Source organism: Pseudomonas fluorescens (assembly GCF_001307155.1).
In the GTDB taxonomy this organism is placed as follows: Bacteria; Pseudomonadota; Gammaproteobacteria; order Pseudomonadales; family Pseudomonadaceae; genus Aquipseudomonas; species Aquipseudomonas helvetica.
Map to the genome: position 1 here is coordinate 4,440,917 of NZ_CP012830.1, position 15,817 is coordinate 4,456,733.

Sequence of the window (15,817 nt, forward strand, 5' to 3'; positions counted from 1 at the left end):
TTTGTGCGGTTCGACGGTCGACTGAATTCTTTGGCCACCCGGTCAGCGCGCAGCGGCCAAATTACGGGTGTTCATCGATCATTTGTGCCAGCGACTTTTTCCGGTAAACGAAGGTCAGTAAACTTGTATCGTTTACAAGACACTAATCCATGCGCCGTTACGGGGTGATCTGTTGCACAATAGGCCCCGGATCGTTTTCTTCAGGATGTTCAATGTTCAAATCATTCCATGTGCGTGCCGCCGGGCTGGCGTTGGTACTGGCTGCAGCAGCCGGTTGTACCAAGGACCAGGCCATCTATGAGCATGAAAATTTCGATGATTCCGGGACGTTTTCGCGCAAATACCCGGTTACCGATGTTGCTTCCTGCGAGGCCGCTCGTCGGGCGTTGTTGAGCCAGGGCTACATCATCACCAGCACTGATCCGAAACTGGTCAGCGGTCACAAGAGCTTTCAGCAGACCGGCGACACGCATATGGAGATCAGCTTTAACGTGGTCTGCGCCGAAGACAGCAAGCATCACGCGACGATGTTCGCCAATGCCTTGCAGGACCGTTACGCGCTGAAGAAAACTAACAACTCCGCCAGCCTCGGCGTCGGTGTGTTGGGCTCGGTGTCGATGCCGATTGGTTCTTCCGATGATTCGATGGTCAAGGTCGCCAGTGAAACCGTGTCCTCCGGGAAGTTCTACGAGCGGTTTTTCACCCTGGTCGAGCTGTTCCTGCCGCCTGAGGTGAAGAAAGAGGCGCATATCGTCGAGAAGCCAAAGGCCGATCTGGGTGTGCCTGAGCCAGCGGCAGCCCCCGCAACGCCAGCCCCAGCGCCCGCAGCGACGCCTGAGCCAGCTCCAGCTCCAGCACCTGTCGTACCCGCGGCGGCCGAGCCTGTGACGGTCGCGCCAGCACCCGCGGTGAGTGCGCCGATAGATCCGGTATCTGCCGCATCGGTGCCTGTGGCGTCAGCGCCTGCGTCGTCGATTGCACCTGCGAGCCATGCTGAGCCTACACCGGCACCTGAAGTCATTACGCCACCGGCGAATCCGAGTTCGTTGCCGCCGCCGACCGAGCCGATTCCGGCACTGCCATCGTCCGGCAAGTAATCTGAAGGCGAGCGCTGCGGGGGCAACCCCCGTAGCGTTTGTTCAGAGTCATCTGCACCACCAGAGGCTGATTTTCTTCAGCTTTTATTCAAAGTCCACCGTGATAAATTCTTGAGTGCCTGCTACGTTTTACTAGCAGGAACGTACCGCTGTGCCCGCGTCATTTTTCTTTCATACGGGCACTTTATGCTGAGGGCGAAGGTCATTGGTATAACGGTTTAACTCGACTCAAAAGGACATCCCTATGGACGATTATCAAGAAGAGCTGCTTGAATACCAGGCGTTTGAACTGGACCCTCTGGAGCCTGCCGAAGACGCCACCGAGTTGTAACAAAGCAGCTGCAGGCTAGCCGTCAGGCTGATTGCCTGTGACTGCGACGGAACTCGCCAGGTGTCTGGTTGCTCCAGCGTTTGAAGGCGCGCTGAAAGGCTTCGGCCGAGGCAAACCCCAGCAGGTAGGCGATTTCGCCAAAGGCCAGTTCCGTGTCGCGGATGTAGGTCATGGCCAGATCGCGGCGAGTGTCGTTGAGAATCGCGCGAAACTGCGTACCCTCTTCGGCGAGCTTGCGACGCAAGGTCCAGGTCGGCAGCTTCAGGCGTGCCGCCACTTCTTCCAGGTCGGGTTCGCGACCTCCATTGAGCAACGGCCCCAGCAACTGAGTGATGCGTTCACGCAGGCTGCGGGTGCGGGTCAATTGCTCCAGTTCCCGTTCACACAGCTTGAGCAGTAGACGCCAGGTACTCGGGCAGTGCTCGGGGTTGCGCAGTGCGAGGCTGGCCTGACTCAGCCTTAGTTGGTTGTGCTCGGCACCAAACTGGATCGGACAATCACCCAGCAGTGCGTAGCGCTCGCGGTAATCCGGCTCGGCGAACTCGATATCGATGCGTTCGGCGTGCAGCGGCTGGTGGCTCACGCTGGATAACTGCTGCAACCAGCTGGCGATGATCGAATCCACCACAAAGCGGTTATAGGCGTTGTACGGGCTGATGGAATAGAACCGTAGCCATGCGCCCTGGGCATCTTCATGAAAACTCGACTGGCCGCGGTAATTGGAGCCGTACAAGGCCTCGAAGCGAATCAGGCAACGCGCCGCTTCGCGCACGGTTGGCGCCTGAGCGGCAGTCACGCCGGCCAGCCCGACCTGGCTGAGGCGGCTCAGTTGGCCCATACGCAGACCCAGCGCCGGGTCGCCAGTCAGTTGAATGGCCGCGTGGCCCAGGCGCATGTAGCGCGGGATCGACAGCCGCGCACCGGCTTCGGCTAACCGCGCCGAGTCGAGCCCGTATTGTTCCAGCAGCGGCTGCGGGTCCAGACCGTGGCTGGACACTGCGTCAGCCAGGCTATGGACGAAGCCGACCGACAGATCCCCGAGGCGCATCGGCTGTGGTTTCATCACTTACAACCAGATATTGAGCAAACGTGCGCCGCGGGCCTCGCGGTCGGCGAAGTGTTGGCCGTTGCTGCTGAGAAAGCTCTGGCCGGCGCTGCCCTGATCCCAGAATTGTCCACGCAGGAACGCGCTGACACCAGCGCTGGCCTGACTGGCCGGGTGCTGACTGGTCAACGTCAGGCGATGCCAGGCCTGGCCCTCGCTGAGCGCGCCGGGTTCGAGGCCGATTTTGCTCGGGGTCGATGGCCCTTTGTCACCGCGCCAGGGTTTGTCCCAGGCATTTCGGCCGATGACAAAGGCCGGCACGGCGATCAACTGAGCGCCCTGATCATTGAGTTTGCGATAGTTGTCCGGGTACCAGCTGTCGTTGCCGATCAATACGCCAAGACGTCCGGCCGGGGTGTCGATGACATTGATCACTTGATCGGTGCTCGGCTGGATATAGCCCCGTTGATCGAAGGTCGGGTTCAGCTGGCGCTGCGGTTGGCCGATCGGCAAGCCATCGCGACCGAACACCAGGCTGCTGTTGTACAACGCACCACGGCCGATTTTCAGTGTGCCGTCGCTGACACTGGGCTCGGGCAACACGATGCTGCCGGCCACCAGGGTGATGCCGAACTCGTTGGCCAGCCCACCGAACAGCGCCTGGTACTGCCTGGCCATGCTTTTGGCTTTCATGCGCAGGTGCGCGTCATCCAGGCGGTTGTCGCCCTTGGCGCTGATCAACGCGCGCAAAAAGCTCAGGGGATTGCTCACCGCCAGCCAATTCATGGCTTCGTCCAGCGTGCTGGCTTGATACAGCTCGTCTTTCTCGCCGCTGACCATCAGCCAGGTACCGATGTGTTCCGGCAGCACAACGATGGTTTTTTCGTTCAGCAGGCCTTGTTCGCGAGCCCGCTGCAGATAGGCCGCGAGCTTGCGGTGCAGGTGTTCGGGGCTTTGATAATCGGTGGGGAACAATTCGGGCTGGATGCCCAGCAAGTTGCCGCGATCGGCAGGAACGCCCTGGTTGACGGCGAGGTTGATGCGCAGGTCCGAGAGGTAATGGCCAACCGGACGATCGGCGGTCCACATCGCGTACGCGGCGATGAGGGCGACAAATGCCATGGTGACGGTCAGATAAAGAAGTTTGCGCATGGGGAAACAGTCAGCGGCCTTGTGCAGGATTCGCCGACTAGGGTAGGCCCCATGCCGAGGAATGCCAAGAGGTGCTGCGCGTTTGGATCAATAAGTTGTCAGTTACGGTCATTGAGCGATGACAGGCCTGCTCTTAGTCTGTGGCACATAACCGATGGGTGCCAAAGAGCACCCGCACTATTTTCGTGATTGTTCGTTGTGGAGCTACCGATGACCGCCGCTCATTACCCGCACCTGCTGGCCCCGCTGGACCTGGGTTTTACCACGCTGCGCAACCGCACCCTGATGGGCTCGATGCACACCGGCCTTGAGGAGAAGCCTGGCGGGTTCGAGCGCATGGCGGCGTACTTCGCCGAACGTGCTCGCGGTGGTGTTGGCCTGATGGTCACCGGCGGTATTGGTCCGAACGATGAGGGCGGGGTGTACTCCGGCGCTGCCAAGCTGACCACGCTCGATGAGGCGCTCAAGCACCAGGTCGTCACCCGTGCCGTGCACGAGGCGGGTGGCAAGATTTGCATGCAGATTCTGCACGCCGGGCGTTATGCCTATAGCCCGAAACAGGTCGCGCCGAGTGCGATCCAGGCACCGATCAACCCGTTCAAGCCCAAAGAGCTGGACGAGGAAGGCATCGAGAAGCAGATCAGCGACTTCGTCACCTGTTCGACCCTGGCGCAAAAAGCCGAGTACGACGGTGTCGAGATCATGGGCTCGGAAGGTTATTTCATTAACCAGTTCCTCGCAGCCCACACCAACCACCGCACCGATCGCTGGGGCGGCAGCTATGAAAACCGTATGCGCCTGCCGGTGGAAATCGTTCGTCGCGTTCGCGAGGCGGTAGGCCCGAATTTCATCATCATCTTCCGACTATCGATGCTCGACCTGGTGGAAGGTGGCAGCACCTGGGAAGAAATCGTTCAGTTGGCCAAGGCCATCGAGCAAGCAGGTGCGACCATTATCAACACCGGGATCGGCTGGCACGAAGCGCGGATTCCGACCATCGCCACCAAGGTTCCACGTGCCGCGTTCAGCAAAGTCACGGCCAAGTTGCGTGGGGAGGTGGGCATTCCGCTGATTACCACCAACCGCATCAACACCCCGGAAGTCGCCGAGCAGATCCTCGCCGAAGGCGATGCCGACATGGTGTCGATGGCGCGGCCGTTCCTCGCCGATCCGGAGTTCGTCAACAAGGCCGCCGCCGGTCGCAGTGATGAAATCAATACCTGCATCGGTTGCAACCAGGCCTGCCTGGACCACACCTTCGGCGGCAAATTGACCTCGTGTCTGGTCAACCCGCGGGCGTGCCATGAAACCGAGCTCAATTACTTGCCGGTGCAGCAGATCAAGAAAATTGCCGTGGTCGGCGCTGGCCCTGCGGGTTTGTCCGCGGCCACCGTGGCTGCCGAGCGTGGTCATCAAGTGACGCTGTTCGATTCCGCCAGCGAAATTGGCGGCCAGTTCAACGTCGCCAAGCGTGTGCCGGGCAAGGAAGAGTTCTTCGAAACCCTGCGCTATTTCAAGCGCAAGTTGCAGACCACGAATGTCGAGGTCTGCCTGAACACGCGGGTCGATGTCGCGCAACTGGTGGAGGGCGGTTATGACGAGGTGATTCTGGCCACCGGTATTGCGCCGCGTGTGCCGGCGATTCCGGGCGTCGAGCATGCCAAGGTCTTGAGCTATCTGGACGTGATCCTCGAACGCAAGCCGGTCGGCAAGAGCGTTGCGGTGATTGGCGCCGGCGGTATCGGTTTTGACGTCTCGGAATTCCTCGTGCATCAAGGCGTCGCCACCAGCCAGGACCGTGAAGCGTTCTGGAAAGAATGGGGCATCGATACTCACCTTGAGGCCCGTGGCGGTGTCGCAGGGATCAAGGCCGAGCCTCACGCGCCAGCACGCCAGGTGTTCCTGTTGCAGCGCAAGAAATCCAAGGTTGGCGACGGTCTGGGCAAAACCACCGGCTGGATTCACCGTACAGGGCTGAAGAACAAGCACGTACAGATGCTCAATAGCGTCGAGTACCTGAAGATCGATGACGAAGGCCTGCATATCCGCATCGGTGAAACCGGTGAGCCGCAAGTACTGCCGGTGGACAACATCGTGATCTGCGCCGGGCAGGATCCGTTGCGCGAATTGCACGACGGCCTGGTAGCTGCCGGGCAGAACGTGCATTTGATCGGTGGCGCGGATGTAGCGGCGGAGCTGGATGCCAAGCGTGCGATCAATCAGGGTTCGCGCCTGGCAGCTGAGTTGTAATCAGCTACGCAGGTCAAGCGTGCCAATGGCTATCGCGGGCAAGCCTTGCTCCTACGGATTATGTGTCGACACATGACCCGTAGGAGCAAGGCTTGCCTGCGATGGCGTTCTGTCTGCTGCTAAGATGCCGGCTCTTTCCCAAAGAGCCGGCATCAATGCTTTCTCCTCCCAGCGACTGGCTGCCCCATGCCCCGCTTGAACGTCTTCATCTCGACTGGCTCACCAGCGCCGGGATCGAGGTGGCGATCCTGCGCCTGGACCGGATCGACCCGCTGATCTCCGGCAACAAGTGGTTCAAGCTCATTGAGCATCTAAGGGTGGCCCGCGAGGCCGGTGCCGAGGGTGTGATCAGCCTGGGTGGTGCCTGGTCCAATCATCTGCATGCGTTGGCGGCAGCCGGTAAACGTTTTGGCTTTCCTACCGTCGGCCTGTTGCGCGGGCATCCGCAAGACACCCCGACCGTGGAGGATTTACAGGCCTTTGGCATGCAACTGCACTGGTTGGGTTACGGTGGTTATCGTGCGCGCCACGAGCCGGGTTTCTGGCAGCCATGGCAAGCGCAATACCCGCACCTGCATCCGGTCCCCGAAGGCGGGGGCGGTCTGCTCGGTGCGCGTGGTTGCGGGCAGTTACTGACTCAGGTCGGCAATCAGTTGAACCAGTTGGGCTGGAATGACCATGACGGCTGGTGGCTGGCCTGCGGAACCGGCACCACGCTGGCCGGGTTGGTGCAGGCCGAGGCGGGGAGGCATCCGGTGTATGGCGTGCTGGCGGTGCCCGATGATCATGGCGTGGCGCAGCAGGTCGAGGCGATTCTCGGCGAATGCGGCTTGCCGGACGGGGGATATGAGCTGTTCGACGGCAGTTGTGGCGGTTTTGCCAAAGTCGCCCCGCCGTTGCTGGCGTTTATCGAACACTGCGAGCGGGCCAGCGGTATCCCGTTGGAGCCGCTGTACACCGGTAAAGCGCTATGGGCACTCAAGCAACAGGTTGATGCCGGATTTTTTGCCGCCGGCACACGCTTGATCTTCGTGCACACCGGCGGCTTGCAGGGGCGTCGGGGTTTTGCGTCACTCAGTCAGGGCTGACGCGCTTGGGCATCATCCGCAGCAGGGTGTTATCGCGAACCACGTAATGGTGATACAGCCCGGCCACGGCATGCAGGCCGATCAGCCAATAGCCGAGGGTGCCGGCCAGTTCGTGCCAGCCCTTGATCTGCTTGGCCAGCGGTTTGTCCTCGCTGATCAGCAACGGCAGGTCGATGCCGTAGAACATCACCTGATGACCGTTGGCGCTGGTGACCAGCCAACCGAGAATCGGTGTGGCGATCATGAATATATACAACGCCCAGTGCATCAGCCGGGCAAGCACGGTTTGCCACTGGGGCGATGCCGGGAAGATTTGCGGAGCGCGTCCCAGGCTGCGGGCGAACAGCCGTAACCAGACCAGTGTGAACACGGTCAGGCCGAGCATGTAGTGCGTTTCCGTGATCAGGGCTCGGCCGCCACTGCCCCTGGGAAACATCCCCCGCAGTTCGATACTGGCGTAAACCAGCGCCAACAGTACCAGCATCAACCAGTGCAACATGATTGATACGGTGCTGTAGCGTGATTCGGAATTCTTCCAGGGCATACGGTTTTTCCTCGCTTATCAGGTCTGAAGCCCCCGTTCTTGTATGACGGAGTGGGTTAACTGTAATCCTGTTTGCGAGGATTTGCCTGAGTCAGATCAGGCTTCGTACCTTATCGAGCGCTCTGCGACAGCCTATTGGCTAGAAAAAAGCGCCAGTCCCGGTTCAGGGACTGGCGCTTTTTTTGGCACTTGAGGCGGTAATCAGCTGCTTTGCGGCATCTCACCGTTGGCCAGGCGCTGATTGATGTCGGCGATCACTTCCGGCAGGTCGGTGATGGTGTCGATCATGTAGTGCGGACGCGAACTTTCGAACAGGGCATGAATACGCTTGCGTTCGCTGGCCAGTTTGTCGCTGTTCAGCGCGCGATAGCCGTCGTAGGTCAGGCCTAGCGCGTTACCCGAGCAAATCAGCGCGACAGTCCACATGCCGGCACGGCGACCTTCGAGAATACCCGGCACGGTGTCGTCGATCTTTACGCAGGCGGCGACGTCGTCAATACCCAGGGCGATCACGTTGGCTAGGGCCTGAGCCGGCCATGGGCGGCCATTCGGCACTTCGTCGGTGGCAACCACGTGGTCGGCGACATAGCCGTTGGAGGCGGCCAGTTCGACAACTTTGTCCATGACTTGCTTCGGATAACCGGAGCACGAGCCGATTTTGATCCCTTGCTGGCGCAGGTTGGCGATGGTCTCCAGGGCGCCCGGGATCAGCGCCGAGTGCTCGGCGATTTTTTCGATTTGCAGCGGCATGAAGCGTTTGTAGATGGCGGTTACGTCATCGTCGGTCGGCGTACGACCGAAGACCCGGCGATAACGCTCGGCCACTTCGGGTTGATCGCAGAGCGTGCGGATGTGGTCCCACTTGCCCATGCCCATCGGCCCGCGGGCTTCTTCGATGGATACCTGGACGTCGAATTCGGCAAAGGCTTCGACGAAGATCCGGGTCGGCGCGAAAGAGCCGAAGTCGACCACGGTGCCTGCCCAGTCGAGGATGGCAGCTTGCAGCTGAGTCGGGTTGTTGTAGTTCATGTCTCAAATCCTGTAATTGGGGGAATGGCAAGCAAAGCCATGACTCGCCCGTAGCAGCTGCCTCGCGGGCTCGGCAGTTGCTACGGGCGGGGGGAGGTCAGGTATCGAGGACTTCCATTTCGCGCAGCACCTCGCCGATCGCCGCCACTGCCGCACGCATCTCGGCCTGATTGACGTGGCCGATGCAGCCGACGCGGAAGGTTTCGACCTGGGTCAACTTGCCCGGGTAGAGGATGAAACCCTTGGCCTTCACGCGTTCGTAGAAGGCTTTGAACTGGTAGCGCGGGTCTTTCGGCGCATGGAAGGTGATGATGATCGGCGCCTGGATCGCGGTTGGCAGGAAGCTGCACAAGCCGAGTTTGGCCATTTCATCGAGCAGCACCTGACAGTTGTTCGCATAACGCTGATGCCGCGCCGGTAGGCCGCCTTCTTCGTTGTATTGCAGCAACGCTTCGTGCAGCGCCGCGACCACGTGGGTCGGCGGGGTGAAGCGCCATTGGCCGGTCTTGGCCATGTAGGTGTGTTGGTCGAACAGGTCCATCGCCAGCGAGGGGGAATTGCCGGCGGCATTCTCCAGGGCGGACTTGTTGGCGAAGACGAAACCCATCCCCGGTACGCCTTCCAGGCATTTACCCGAGGCGGCGATCAGCGCTTCGAACGGTACTTGCCGGGCGTCAATCGGCAGTGCACCGAAAGAACTCATGGCGTCGATGATCAGACGTTTGCCGTGTTGGGCGATGACGTGGGCGATTTCCGGTAGCGGGTTAAGAACCCCGGTGCTGGTTTCGCAGTGGATCAGCGCCACGTGGGTAATGCTGCTGTCGGCGTGTAGCAGGCGGTCGACGTCGGTGGCGGTGGTCGGTTGGTCTTCAGCGGTTTCGAAGGTACTGAAGGAACGACCGAGCACTTCGCAGATTTTCGCCAGGCGTTTGCCGTAAGCGCCGTTGATCAACACCAGCACCTTGCCGTCGCGGGGCACCAGAGTGCCGATGGCCGCTTCGACGGCGAAGGTGCCGCTGCCCTGCAACGGCACGCAGTGGTGGCTGTCGGCACCGTTGATGATCGCCAGCAGTTGTTCGCAGAGGCTGGCGGTCAATTGGTTGAAGCGCTCATCCCATGAACCCCAGTCCACCATCATCGCCTCACGGGTGCGCTGCGAGGTGGTCAATGGGCCGGGAGTGAGCAGGATGGGTTCGGCAGTACTCATTCGGGTGTTCTCGCAATCGGTGGGATGAAGCTGCGGGAGATAAATTGCAATTTGCCGCTCCATCAATCAAATTGTTTGTTGTTATGCCAGTCATCAGTCAGGCCGATAGCTATGAACCTGTTCCAACTCCGCGCATTTGATGCCGTGGCCCGCGAAGGCAGCTTCACCCGGGCTGCTGCCCGTTTGTTCATCAGCCAGCCGGCGGTCACCGGGCATATCAAGGCGCTGGAGGAGCACTATCAGGTCACCCTGCTGCGGCGCACCGCTCGGCGGGTTGATTTGACGGAGGAGGGCACCCGACTGGCGGCCATCACCCGGGCGATGTTCGGCCTGGCCGAAGAGGCGCAAGTGATGCTTGAGGCCAATCGGCAGTTGTTGACCGGTCGGCTGGAAGTGGCAGCGGACGGTCCGCACTTGGTCATGCCGATGCTCGCCAGCCTGCGTGCGCGGTATCCGGGGATCACCGTGAATTTACGGCTGGGCAATGCCCAGGAAACCCTTGCGGCGTTGTTGTCCGAGCACGCCGACGTGGCGGTGCTGACCGAGGTCGAGCCGCGCAAAGGTTTGCACCTGCAAGCCTTGAGCGAGTCGCGGATCTGTGCGCTGGTGCCGGCGGGGCACCCGTGGTCGGCGCTGCACGAAGGTATCGCGCTCAAGCAACTGGATCAGGTGATCATGGTATTGCGCGAGCCGAGCTCGATCACCCGTCGTACGTTCGATGAGGCTTGCGCCCAGGTCGGGGTCAATCCTCGGGTGCTGCTGGAGCTGGACAGTCGGGAGGCGGTGACTGAGGCGGTGGCGGCCGAGTTGGGGGTGGGCGTGGTGTCTTCAGTGGAAGTCAGCCACGACCCGCGTGTGCGGGCGGTGCCGATCATTGGCGAAGGACTGGTCAACCGGCACATGATCGGTTGCATGGAACGGCGCCGGGATTTGCGCTTGATACAGGCGTTTTTCGGCTTGGCACGGGGTACCTCGTAGCAGCCTTCGGCAGCTGCTACGCGGGGGTGAACATCTCAGGGGCGGCGATCTAGGGCGTAGTGTCCGGGCCGTTCACCAGCCAGTCGAACAGCAGACGCGCTTCTCGCGGTTGGCGCTGAGCGCTGGCGGGGTTGGCGCTTTCGATGAAGCCCAGGCGTTGTTCGCTGTTCCAGTATTGCTGGAAATAATCGGCCAGCGCCACGCATTGCCCCGGATACAGCAGGCAGAGTTGTTCGGGAGTACGGGCGAACTCGCTGGCCAGGCGTTGTTTCTGTTCTATCGTCAGCGACAGGTTGCCCAGTGCCTGGCTTTTACCGGTCATCAGCACATCGTCACGGTTGAGGCTCCCCAGATCCTTGAGCCCGGGACGCGGCATGCGCACGATGTACCACGTGGTGTCGGCCAGGCGTTCGGTGGTGGCGGGGGGGCGCTCGAACAAGTAGATCTCGCCGCTCCAGCCTGTCGGCGGCGCCTTCGGTTCAGCCGCCACCACCGGCTGCGGTTCGCGTGCTTGTGCATCAGCGAAACCCGTGCAAAGCACTGGTCGATCAGGATCACCGTCGAGGAAACTCACGAGTACCTCGCTGCCGGCCAGTGGCAAGGTTGGACGTCCCGTCCCCGTATGGGCAATTGGCAACCAGATGCCTGAGGAACCTTGGCTGTCGGATTGCGCGTCAGGCCACAGGCAGATGTTGATAAGCCCGTGTTTGTCGAGGTGCGGCGGCTTTCCTGCCGGGCCGATGACCTCAGCGGTCTGGTAACCGCAGATACTTGGGCGGGAATGTTTGAGGGCCGGGCGGAACGCGGTTGACCAGGGAATTGCCTTGAATTGATTGCGATAACCCGTTGCCTCGGACAACACCTTGTCCACGCCAGGCGTTTCGCCTTGGTGCAGCACTTCGCTTAATAACCATTGATCGTTGAACGCCGGGACCGGATGCCCGGTGACTTGCAGCAGCCGCCCGCTGAGCAGTTCGGGCAGTGTACTGTGGCCCTGAACCAGACGATGCAGGCTGCGCAGACGTTCGAGTTCGCGACGACCGAGCTGGTTGCGACGGGCTTGCACCGGGTCGATTCGACCCGTTGGGTGCGGGCTGGCGAGGTAGGTCTGGTTGGCGCAGGCGTCAGGTGCGGTGGATGCGGGGTCAGCGTTGGCGTGCTGCGCAAAGGTGGTTTGCGGCCCTGTGGTCGGCCGGCTATGGCATTGGAAGAGCCGGCTGATCCGCGGGTGTCCGGCATCCCGTGCTGTGGGGTGAAAAGCACTCTCGACCGGTCGCTGCGCAAAGCTGTCGCTGTCATCGGCGAACACCAACACGTGCCGGTCGTGTTGATGTTCGAAGTGATAGTGGATGCCTTCCTCTTCACACAATCGTTGCAGCAGGTTCAGGTCGGTTTCGTCGTACTGGATGCAAAACGGGCGCGGCGGGTATTCACCGTTTGGTAACTCGAAACGGTAGCTGTCGGGTGGCAGTCGATGCTCGGCCAGCAACTGGCGCAAGATTTCTGGCACGCTCAGGTGCTGGAATACCCTTCGACGGTGCTGTTGCTCAAGTGTAAGCAGACGGGGTGCGAGGTTCAGGCTGTAGCCGATCTGCTGCGCGCCGCAGTACTGCAAACCGGCGCTGTGGATGATGCCGTGGATGCCGGTGGTGGGGCTCAGGCTGAGGAATGCCGGTTGATGCAGCAGTAGGTCCAGATTCATTGCGGGCTGCGGGCTGCGCATTTCGATGTCGAATCGATAGACCTGGTTGAGGGCTTCGCGGCCGCTGAACTGTCGGACCTGAAAACCCAAGGCGAGCTCGGTGAGCGTGAGGATGAAGGGACTTTCCATGTCGTTGTGCATCAAACACTCTTCTGCCATGAAGTACGGGGCACAGAGGTTACGAAACACTGGCGCTCAATAGTCACCGTAAACCTGCTTTTCAGAAAAGCCCTACAACAGGTTGTGAAGATGTCGATCACTCACAACACTTTTTGGTCGATTGCCAACTTTTTGCCGTATAAACTTGCACAAAGCGTCGGCCAATAGATGTCTCGGCGCCACAGATCAAGAGAGTGAGTAATGGGCGCACAGTGGAAGGTTAAACACAAAGAAGCGGCAGCCAACGCCAAGGGCAAGATCTTCGGCAAACTGGTGAAGGAAATCACCATTGCTGCACGTAACGGCGCGGATGTCAGCACCAACGCGCACTTGCGCCTGGTGGTCGAACAGGCGAAAAAAGCCTCGATGCCGCGTGAAACCCTGGAGCGTGCAATCAAGAAAGGCTCGGGCCAGCTCGGCGAAACCGTGCAGTACCACCGCGTGACCTACGAAGGCTTCGCCCCGCATCAGGTGCCGCTGATCGTTGAATGCGTGACTGACAACATCAACCGTACCGTGGCAGAAATCCGCGTGGCGTTCCGTAAAGGCCAGCTGGGGGCTTCCGGTTCCGTGGCTTGGGACTTTGACCACGTGGGCATGATCGAGGCGTCCCCGGACACCCCGGATGCCGATCCGGAAATGGCCGCTATCGAAGCCGGTGCACAGGATTTCGAGCCGGGCGAAGACAGCGCGACCCTGTTCATCACCGAAGCCACCGATCTGGACTCCGTCCAGAAAGCCTTGCCTGAGCAGGGTTTCACGGTGCTGTCGGCGAAGCTCGGCTACAAGCCGAAGAACCCGGTCAGCGGTCTGACCGATGCACAAATGGAAGAAGTCGAAGCTTTCCTCGAAGGCCTCGATAACCATGACGACGTGCAGGACATGTTTGTCGGGTTGGCAGGTTAAACCGCACTGTCGATTTTGACCTGACCTGTGGCGAGGGAGCTTGCTCCCGCTGGACGGCAAAGCCGTCCCAACAACGACGGCTGCTACGCCGCCGAGCGGGAGCAAGCTCCCTCGCCACGGGTTTTTGAATGTGCCGTTAGTGATTTGAGTTACAGGCAGCCAACTCCTGCACGATCTCGCTGAATCCCGGGCGCGCCAGCACGTCTGGCTGACAGCAGCGGCTCTGCAAATCCATCAAGCGTTCACGGCGCTCAGCACTCAAGCCTGAGTCGATCCGTTCCAGCAACTCACCCAACAGAATCCCGAAGGCCCGCACTTCGATGCGTTGCAGCGCGCGCGTCTCCAGCGTGTCAGACGTGGCATGGAAGGATGCGGCGCCAAAGTCGCCCAACAGGCAATCGCCGTGCTCATTCCACAACGTATTGTGGCCGTACAGGTCGCCGTGGGTGATGCCCTGTTGATGAAGGTGCGCAGCCGCCGAGGCAATGCCGCTGGCGATCCGCAGCGCCACCGCTGCACTGAAACGGGTGTCCTCTGCGTACACATCACGGCTGCAGGAGGCCAGGCTCGGTAACGCCGCCAGGTTGCGATAGCTCGGCTCGATCAAGTGCATGACCAGCCCGGCCTGAGCCTGCGGATGCCCGACGATCCGCCCCTCGACCTTGATCAGGTTGGGATGAATACCTGCGGTGATGCAGGCATTCATTTCATGCAGCGGTGAGCCGTCGCTGGTCATGTGCCCCTTATAGAGTTTCACCGCGACCTTGCGCTCAGGCTGCGACGGTTGCTCCCACACGGCCTGGTGAATCACCCCGGAAGCGCCTTCGCCCAATTGTTGCTGCAGGTTCAGTTGCGACCAGGGAATGTTCGGCGTGGCTTCGAGAGCGGCGGCATCGGCTTCGGTTTCCAGCGGGTTGCCGGCGTACGCCAACCAGGCCAGCCCGGGCAATGTCAGCAGCCACTGCGGCAGTTCGGTCATGCGGTTGGCGGCGATGCGGATCAGCTCCAGCTGATGGCACTGGCTCAAGCTTGCAGGCAGGCTTTGCAGATGGTTGCCGGCCAGCATCAATTTTTGCAGGTGCGGCCGTTCGCCCAATTCGCTTGGCAATTCGCTGATGCAGTTGTCGGTCAGGATCAACCAGCGCAGCAGCGGCGGCAGCGCGGCGGCCGGGACTCGCTCAAGGCGATTGGCCTTGAAGCCGATCATCGTCAGTTGCGCGCATTGACCGAGGCAGGTCGGCAACTCGCGGAACTGATTGTCCGAGCAAAACAGCACGCGCAGATGCGTCAGGCGATGCAGGTCATCCGGCAAGCTGCTCAAGGCATTGCCGCTGAGGTTGAGCACCTCCAGCGTGTCTGCCAGGTCGAAGATTTCCCGGGGGAACTCGGTCAGGCCGCACGACAGATCCAGACGTTTGAGCCCTGCAAGCGCGCCGGCCCGCAGTTGTGCAAGGGTATGCATGAACACATCCAACCAATGAGAAGAGAACGGCAAGTCGCCCACAAAAAACGCCGCCATGATAACGACAAAACCCATCTGACTGGACGGTGAATTTTCCTGCGCTGGCCTTGATGAATATCATGGTTTATTCGACAGGAATATGCGGTCTGTACAGCTTATTGCCAGTGAATAATGCTGTGGCTTCAGCGATTTCGATGCACAGACAGAATTGATAGGGGGGAATGCCCGGTTTAACTGGCGGATTTGCCCTACGTAGCTAACCTGACCCTACATCAGTCACGCTCAAAAGGATTGAGGCCGTGAAAGGATCCAGGGTGGTGGTAGTCATGAGCATGATGCTCAGTGCGACGGCATCGGCCGCAGAACTCCAGGTGGAGGTGCGGGTCAATGTGCAGCGTGGCTGTCAGCTGGTGGGTCAGCAGCGCGTCGCCGGCATCGAGCAACTCGGTGTGCTGGACTTCGGCAGTACCGCACGCCTGGACGACCCGGCAGGTCCCCTGAGCGCCGCGTTGATCAGCGGACGCCTGCCACGGCTGGAATGCAATCCCGACACTCCTTTTCAATTACGCGTCGACGGTGGCCTGCATGGCGGCGTCGGCGAGATGCGCTATCTGGCCGCCAGTGCCGAACACGGCAAACCCATTCCTTACCGACTCTTTCAGGACGCCGCGCGGCGGCTGCCGTTGCCGGTGAATGTGCCGTTGAGCGGGCGCGTGCCGGATTCAGGTTCGGTGAATTTGCCGTTGTACGGGCGCATTGAACGCCTGGCCGAAGTGCCATGGGTCAGCCGTTATTCCGACCTGGTGAAGGTCACGGTCACCTGGTAGCAACGTTTGTGCATGACCTGCCTGATGGAAACCGGGCAGT

At 60.6% G+C, this 15,817-nt stretch carries 13 protein-coding genes; 6 read left to right on the top strand and 7 right to left on the bottom strand.

The window, feature by feature from the left end; genetic code table 11:
• The first annotated feature begins 212 nt into the window (after positions 1–212).
• Positions 213–1,097: a DUF2242 domain-containing protein gene (locus AO353_RS20205; RefSeq protein ID WP_054596544.1), complete on the top strand. Its 885-nt coding sequence runs from the start codon at positions 213–215 to the stop codon at positions 1,095–1,097.
• Positions 1,098–1,450: 353 nt separating this feature from the next.
• On the opposite strand, the gene AO353_RS20210 is transcribed toward AO353_RS20205, so the two are convergent.
• Both AO353_RS20210 and AO353_RS20215 read right to left on the bottom strand, forming a co-directional pair.
• On the bottom strand, positions 1,451–2,491 hold the full coding sequence (locus AO353_RS20210) for an AraC family transcriptional regulator (RefSeq protein WP_054596545.1): 1,041 nt from the start codon (positions 2,489–2,491) through the stop codon (positions 1,451–1,453).
• A 3-nt stretch (positions 2,492–2,494) separates the two neighbouring features.
• Positions 2,495–3,625, bottom strand: coding sequence for a carbon-nitrogen hydrolase family protein (locus AO353_RS20215; protein WP_054596546.1), 1,131 nt, complete (start codon positions 3,623–3,625; stop codon positions 2,495–2,497).
• Between the two features lie 210 nt (positions 3,626–3,835).
• Between AO353_RS20215 and AO353_RS20220 the strand changes: the two genes are divergently transcribed.
• Both AO353_RS20220 and AO353_RS20225 read left to right on the top strand, forming a co-directional pair.
• A complete protein-coding gene (locus AO353_RS20220) occupies positions 3,836–5,875 on the top strand; it encodes an FAD-dependent oxidoreductase (protein ID WP_054596547.1) in 2,040 nt (679 codons plus the stop codon).
• 155 nt (positions 5,876–6,030) lie between these two features.
• On the top strand, positions 6,031–6,963 hold the full coding sequence (locus tag AO353_RS20225; protein ID WP_054596548.1) for a 1-aminocyclopropane-1-carboxylate deaminase/D-cysteine desulfhydrase: 933 nt from the start codon (positions 6,031–6,033) through the stop codon (positions 6,961–6,963).
• Here the strand turns inward: AO353_RS20225 and AO353_RS20230 are convergent.
• The 3 genes from AO353_RS20230 to AO353_RS20240 all read right to left on the bottom strand — a co-directional run bounded on the left by AO353_RS20230 (position 6,950) and on the right by AO353_RS20240 (position 9,743).
• A complete protein-coding gene (locus AO353_RS20230) occupies positions 6,950–7,507 on the bottom strand; it encodes a cytochrome b (RefSeq protein WP_054596549.1) in 558 nt (185 codons plus the stop codon). The genes AO353_RS20225 and AO353_RS20230 overlap by 14 nt on opposite strands.
• Positions 7,508–7,708: 201 nt before the next feature.
• Positions 7,709–8,536, bottom strand: coding sequence for a phosphonoacetaldehyde hydrolase (gene phnX, locus AO353_RS20235; protein WP_054596550.1), 828 nt, complete (start codon positions 8,534–8,536; stop codon positions 7,709–7,711).
• Between the two features lie 97 nt (positions 8,537–8,633).
• The gene (locus tag AO353_RS20240) at positions 8,634–9,743 is read right to left on the bottom strand and encodes a 2-aminoethylphosphonate--pyruvate transaminase (protein ID WP_054596551.1); all 1,110 of its coding nucleotides are present in this window, start codon (positions 9,741–9,743) and stop codon (positions 8,634–8,636) included.
• A gap of 111 nt (positions 9,744–9,854) precedes the next feature.
• On the opposite strand from AO353_RS20240, the gene AO353_RS20245 reads away from it, so the two are divergent.
• Positions 9,855–10,721, top strand: a complete 867-nt coding sequence (locus AO353_RS20245) for a LysR substrate-binding domain-containing protein (RefSeq protein WP_054596552.1) — start codon at positions 9,855–9,857, stop codon at positions 10,719–10,721.
• Between the two features lie 49 nt (positions 10,722–10,770).
• On the opposite strand, the gene AO353_RS20250 is transcribed toward AO353_RS20245, so the two are convergent.
• Positions 10,771–12,564, bottom strand: coding sequence for a type VI secretion system Vgr family protein (locus tag AO353_RS20250; protein ID WP_081013774.1), 1,794 nt, complete (start codon positions 12,562–12,564; stop codon positions 10,771–10,773).
• Positions 12,565–12,783: 219 nt separating this feature from the next.
• Here AO353_RS20250 and AO353_RS20255 point away from each other — a divergent pair, with 219 nt between their 5' ends.
• Positions 12,784–13,488, top strand: coding sequence for a YebC/PmpR family DNA-binding transcriptional regulator (locus tag AO353_RS20255; RefSeq protein ID WP_054596553.1), 705 nt, complete (start codon positions 12,784–12,786; stop codon positions 13,486–13,488).
• A 136-nt stretch (positions 13,489–13,624) separates the two neighbouring features.
• Here the strand turns inward: AO353_RS20255 and AO353_RS20260 are convergent, their stop codons facing one another.
• Positions 13,625–14,950 carry a leucine-rich repeat-containing protein kinase family protein gene (locus tag AO353_RS20260; protein ID WP_054598284.1) on the bottom strand — a complete coding sequence of 442 codons (1,326 nt, stop codon included), beginning with the start codon at positions 14,948–14,950 and terminating at the stop codon, positions 13,625–13,627.
• A 326-nt stretch (positions 14,951–15,276) separates the two neighbouring features.
• On the opposite strand from AO353_RS20260, the gene AO353_RS20265 reads away from it, so the two are divergent.
• Positions 15,277–15,777 carry a spore coat U domain-containing protein gene (locus AO353_RS20265; protein ID WP_054596554.1) on the top strand — a complete coding sequence of 167 codons (501 nt, stop codon included), beginning with the start codon at positions 15,277–15,279 and terminating at the stop codon, positions 15,775–15,777.
• The last annotated feature ends 40 nt before the right edge of the window (positions 15,778–15,817 follow it).

Coding starts and splice junctions, on each gene's coding strand:
- AO353_RS20255 (WP_054596553.1), top strand. CDS start 12,784: ATGGGCGCACAGTGGAAGGTTAAACACAAAGAAGCGGCAGCCAACGCC.
- AO353_RS20210 (WP_054596545.1), bottom strand. CDS start 2,491: ATGAAACCACAGCCGATGCGCCTCGGGGATCTGTCGGTCGGCTTCGTC.
- phnX (WP_054596550.1), bottom strand. CDS start 8,536: ATGAACTACAACAACCCGACTCAGCTGCAAGCTGCCATCCTCGACTGG.
- AO353_RS20265 (WP_054596554.1), top strand. CDS start 15,277: ATGAGCATGATGCTCAGTGCGACGGCATCGGCCGCAGAACTCCAGGTG.
- AO353_RS20205 (WP_054596544.1), top strand. CDS start 213: ATGTTCAAATCATTCCATGTGCGTGCCGCCGGGCTGGCGTTGGTACTG.
- AO353_RS20250 (WP_081013774.1), bottom strand. CDS start 12,564: ATGCACAACGACATGGAAAGTCCCTTCATCCTCACGCTCACCGAGCTC.
- AO353_RS20245 (WP_054596552.1), top strand. CDS start 9,855: ATGAACCTGTTCCAACTCCGCGCATTTGATGCCGTGGCCCGCGAAGGC.
- AO353_RS20225 (WP_054596548.1), top strand. CDS start 6,031: ATGCTTTCTCCTCCCAGCGACTGGCTGCCCCATGCCCCGCTTGAACGT.
- AO353_RS20260 (WP_054598284.1), bottom strand. CDS start 14,950: ATGCATACCCTTGCACAACTGCGGGCCGGCGCGCTTGCAGGGCTCAAA.
- AO353_RS20240 (WP_054596551.1), bottom strand. CDS start 9,743: ATGAGTACTGCCGAACCCATCCTGCTCACTCCCGGCCCATTGACCACC.
- AO353_RS20230 (WP_054596549.1), bottom strand. CDS start 7,507: ATGCCCTGGAAGAATTCCGAATCACGCTACAGCACCGTATCAATCATG.
- AO353_RS20215 (WP_054596546.1), bottom strand. CDS start 3,625: ATGCGCAAACTTCTTTATCTGACCGTCACCATGGCATTTGTCGCCCTC.
- AO353_RS20220 (WP_054596547.1), top strand. CDS start 3,836: ATGACCGCCGCTCATTACCCGCACCTGCTGGCCCCGCTGGACCTGGGT.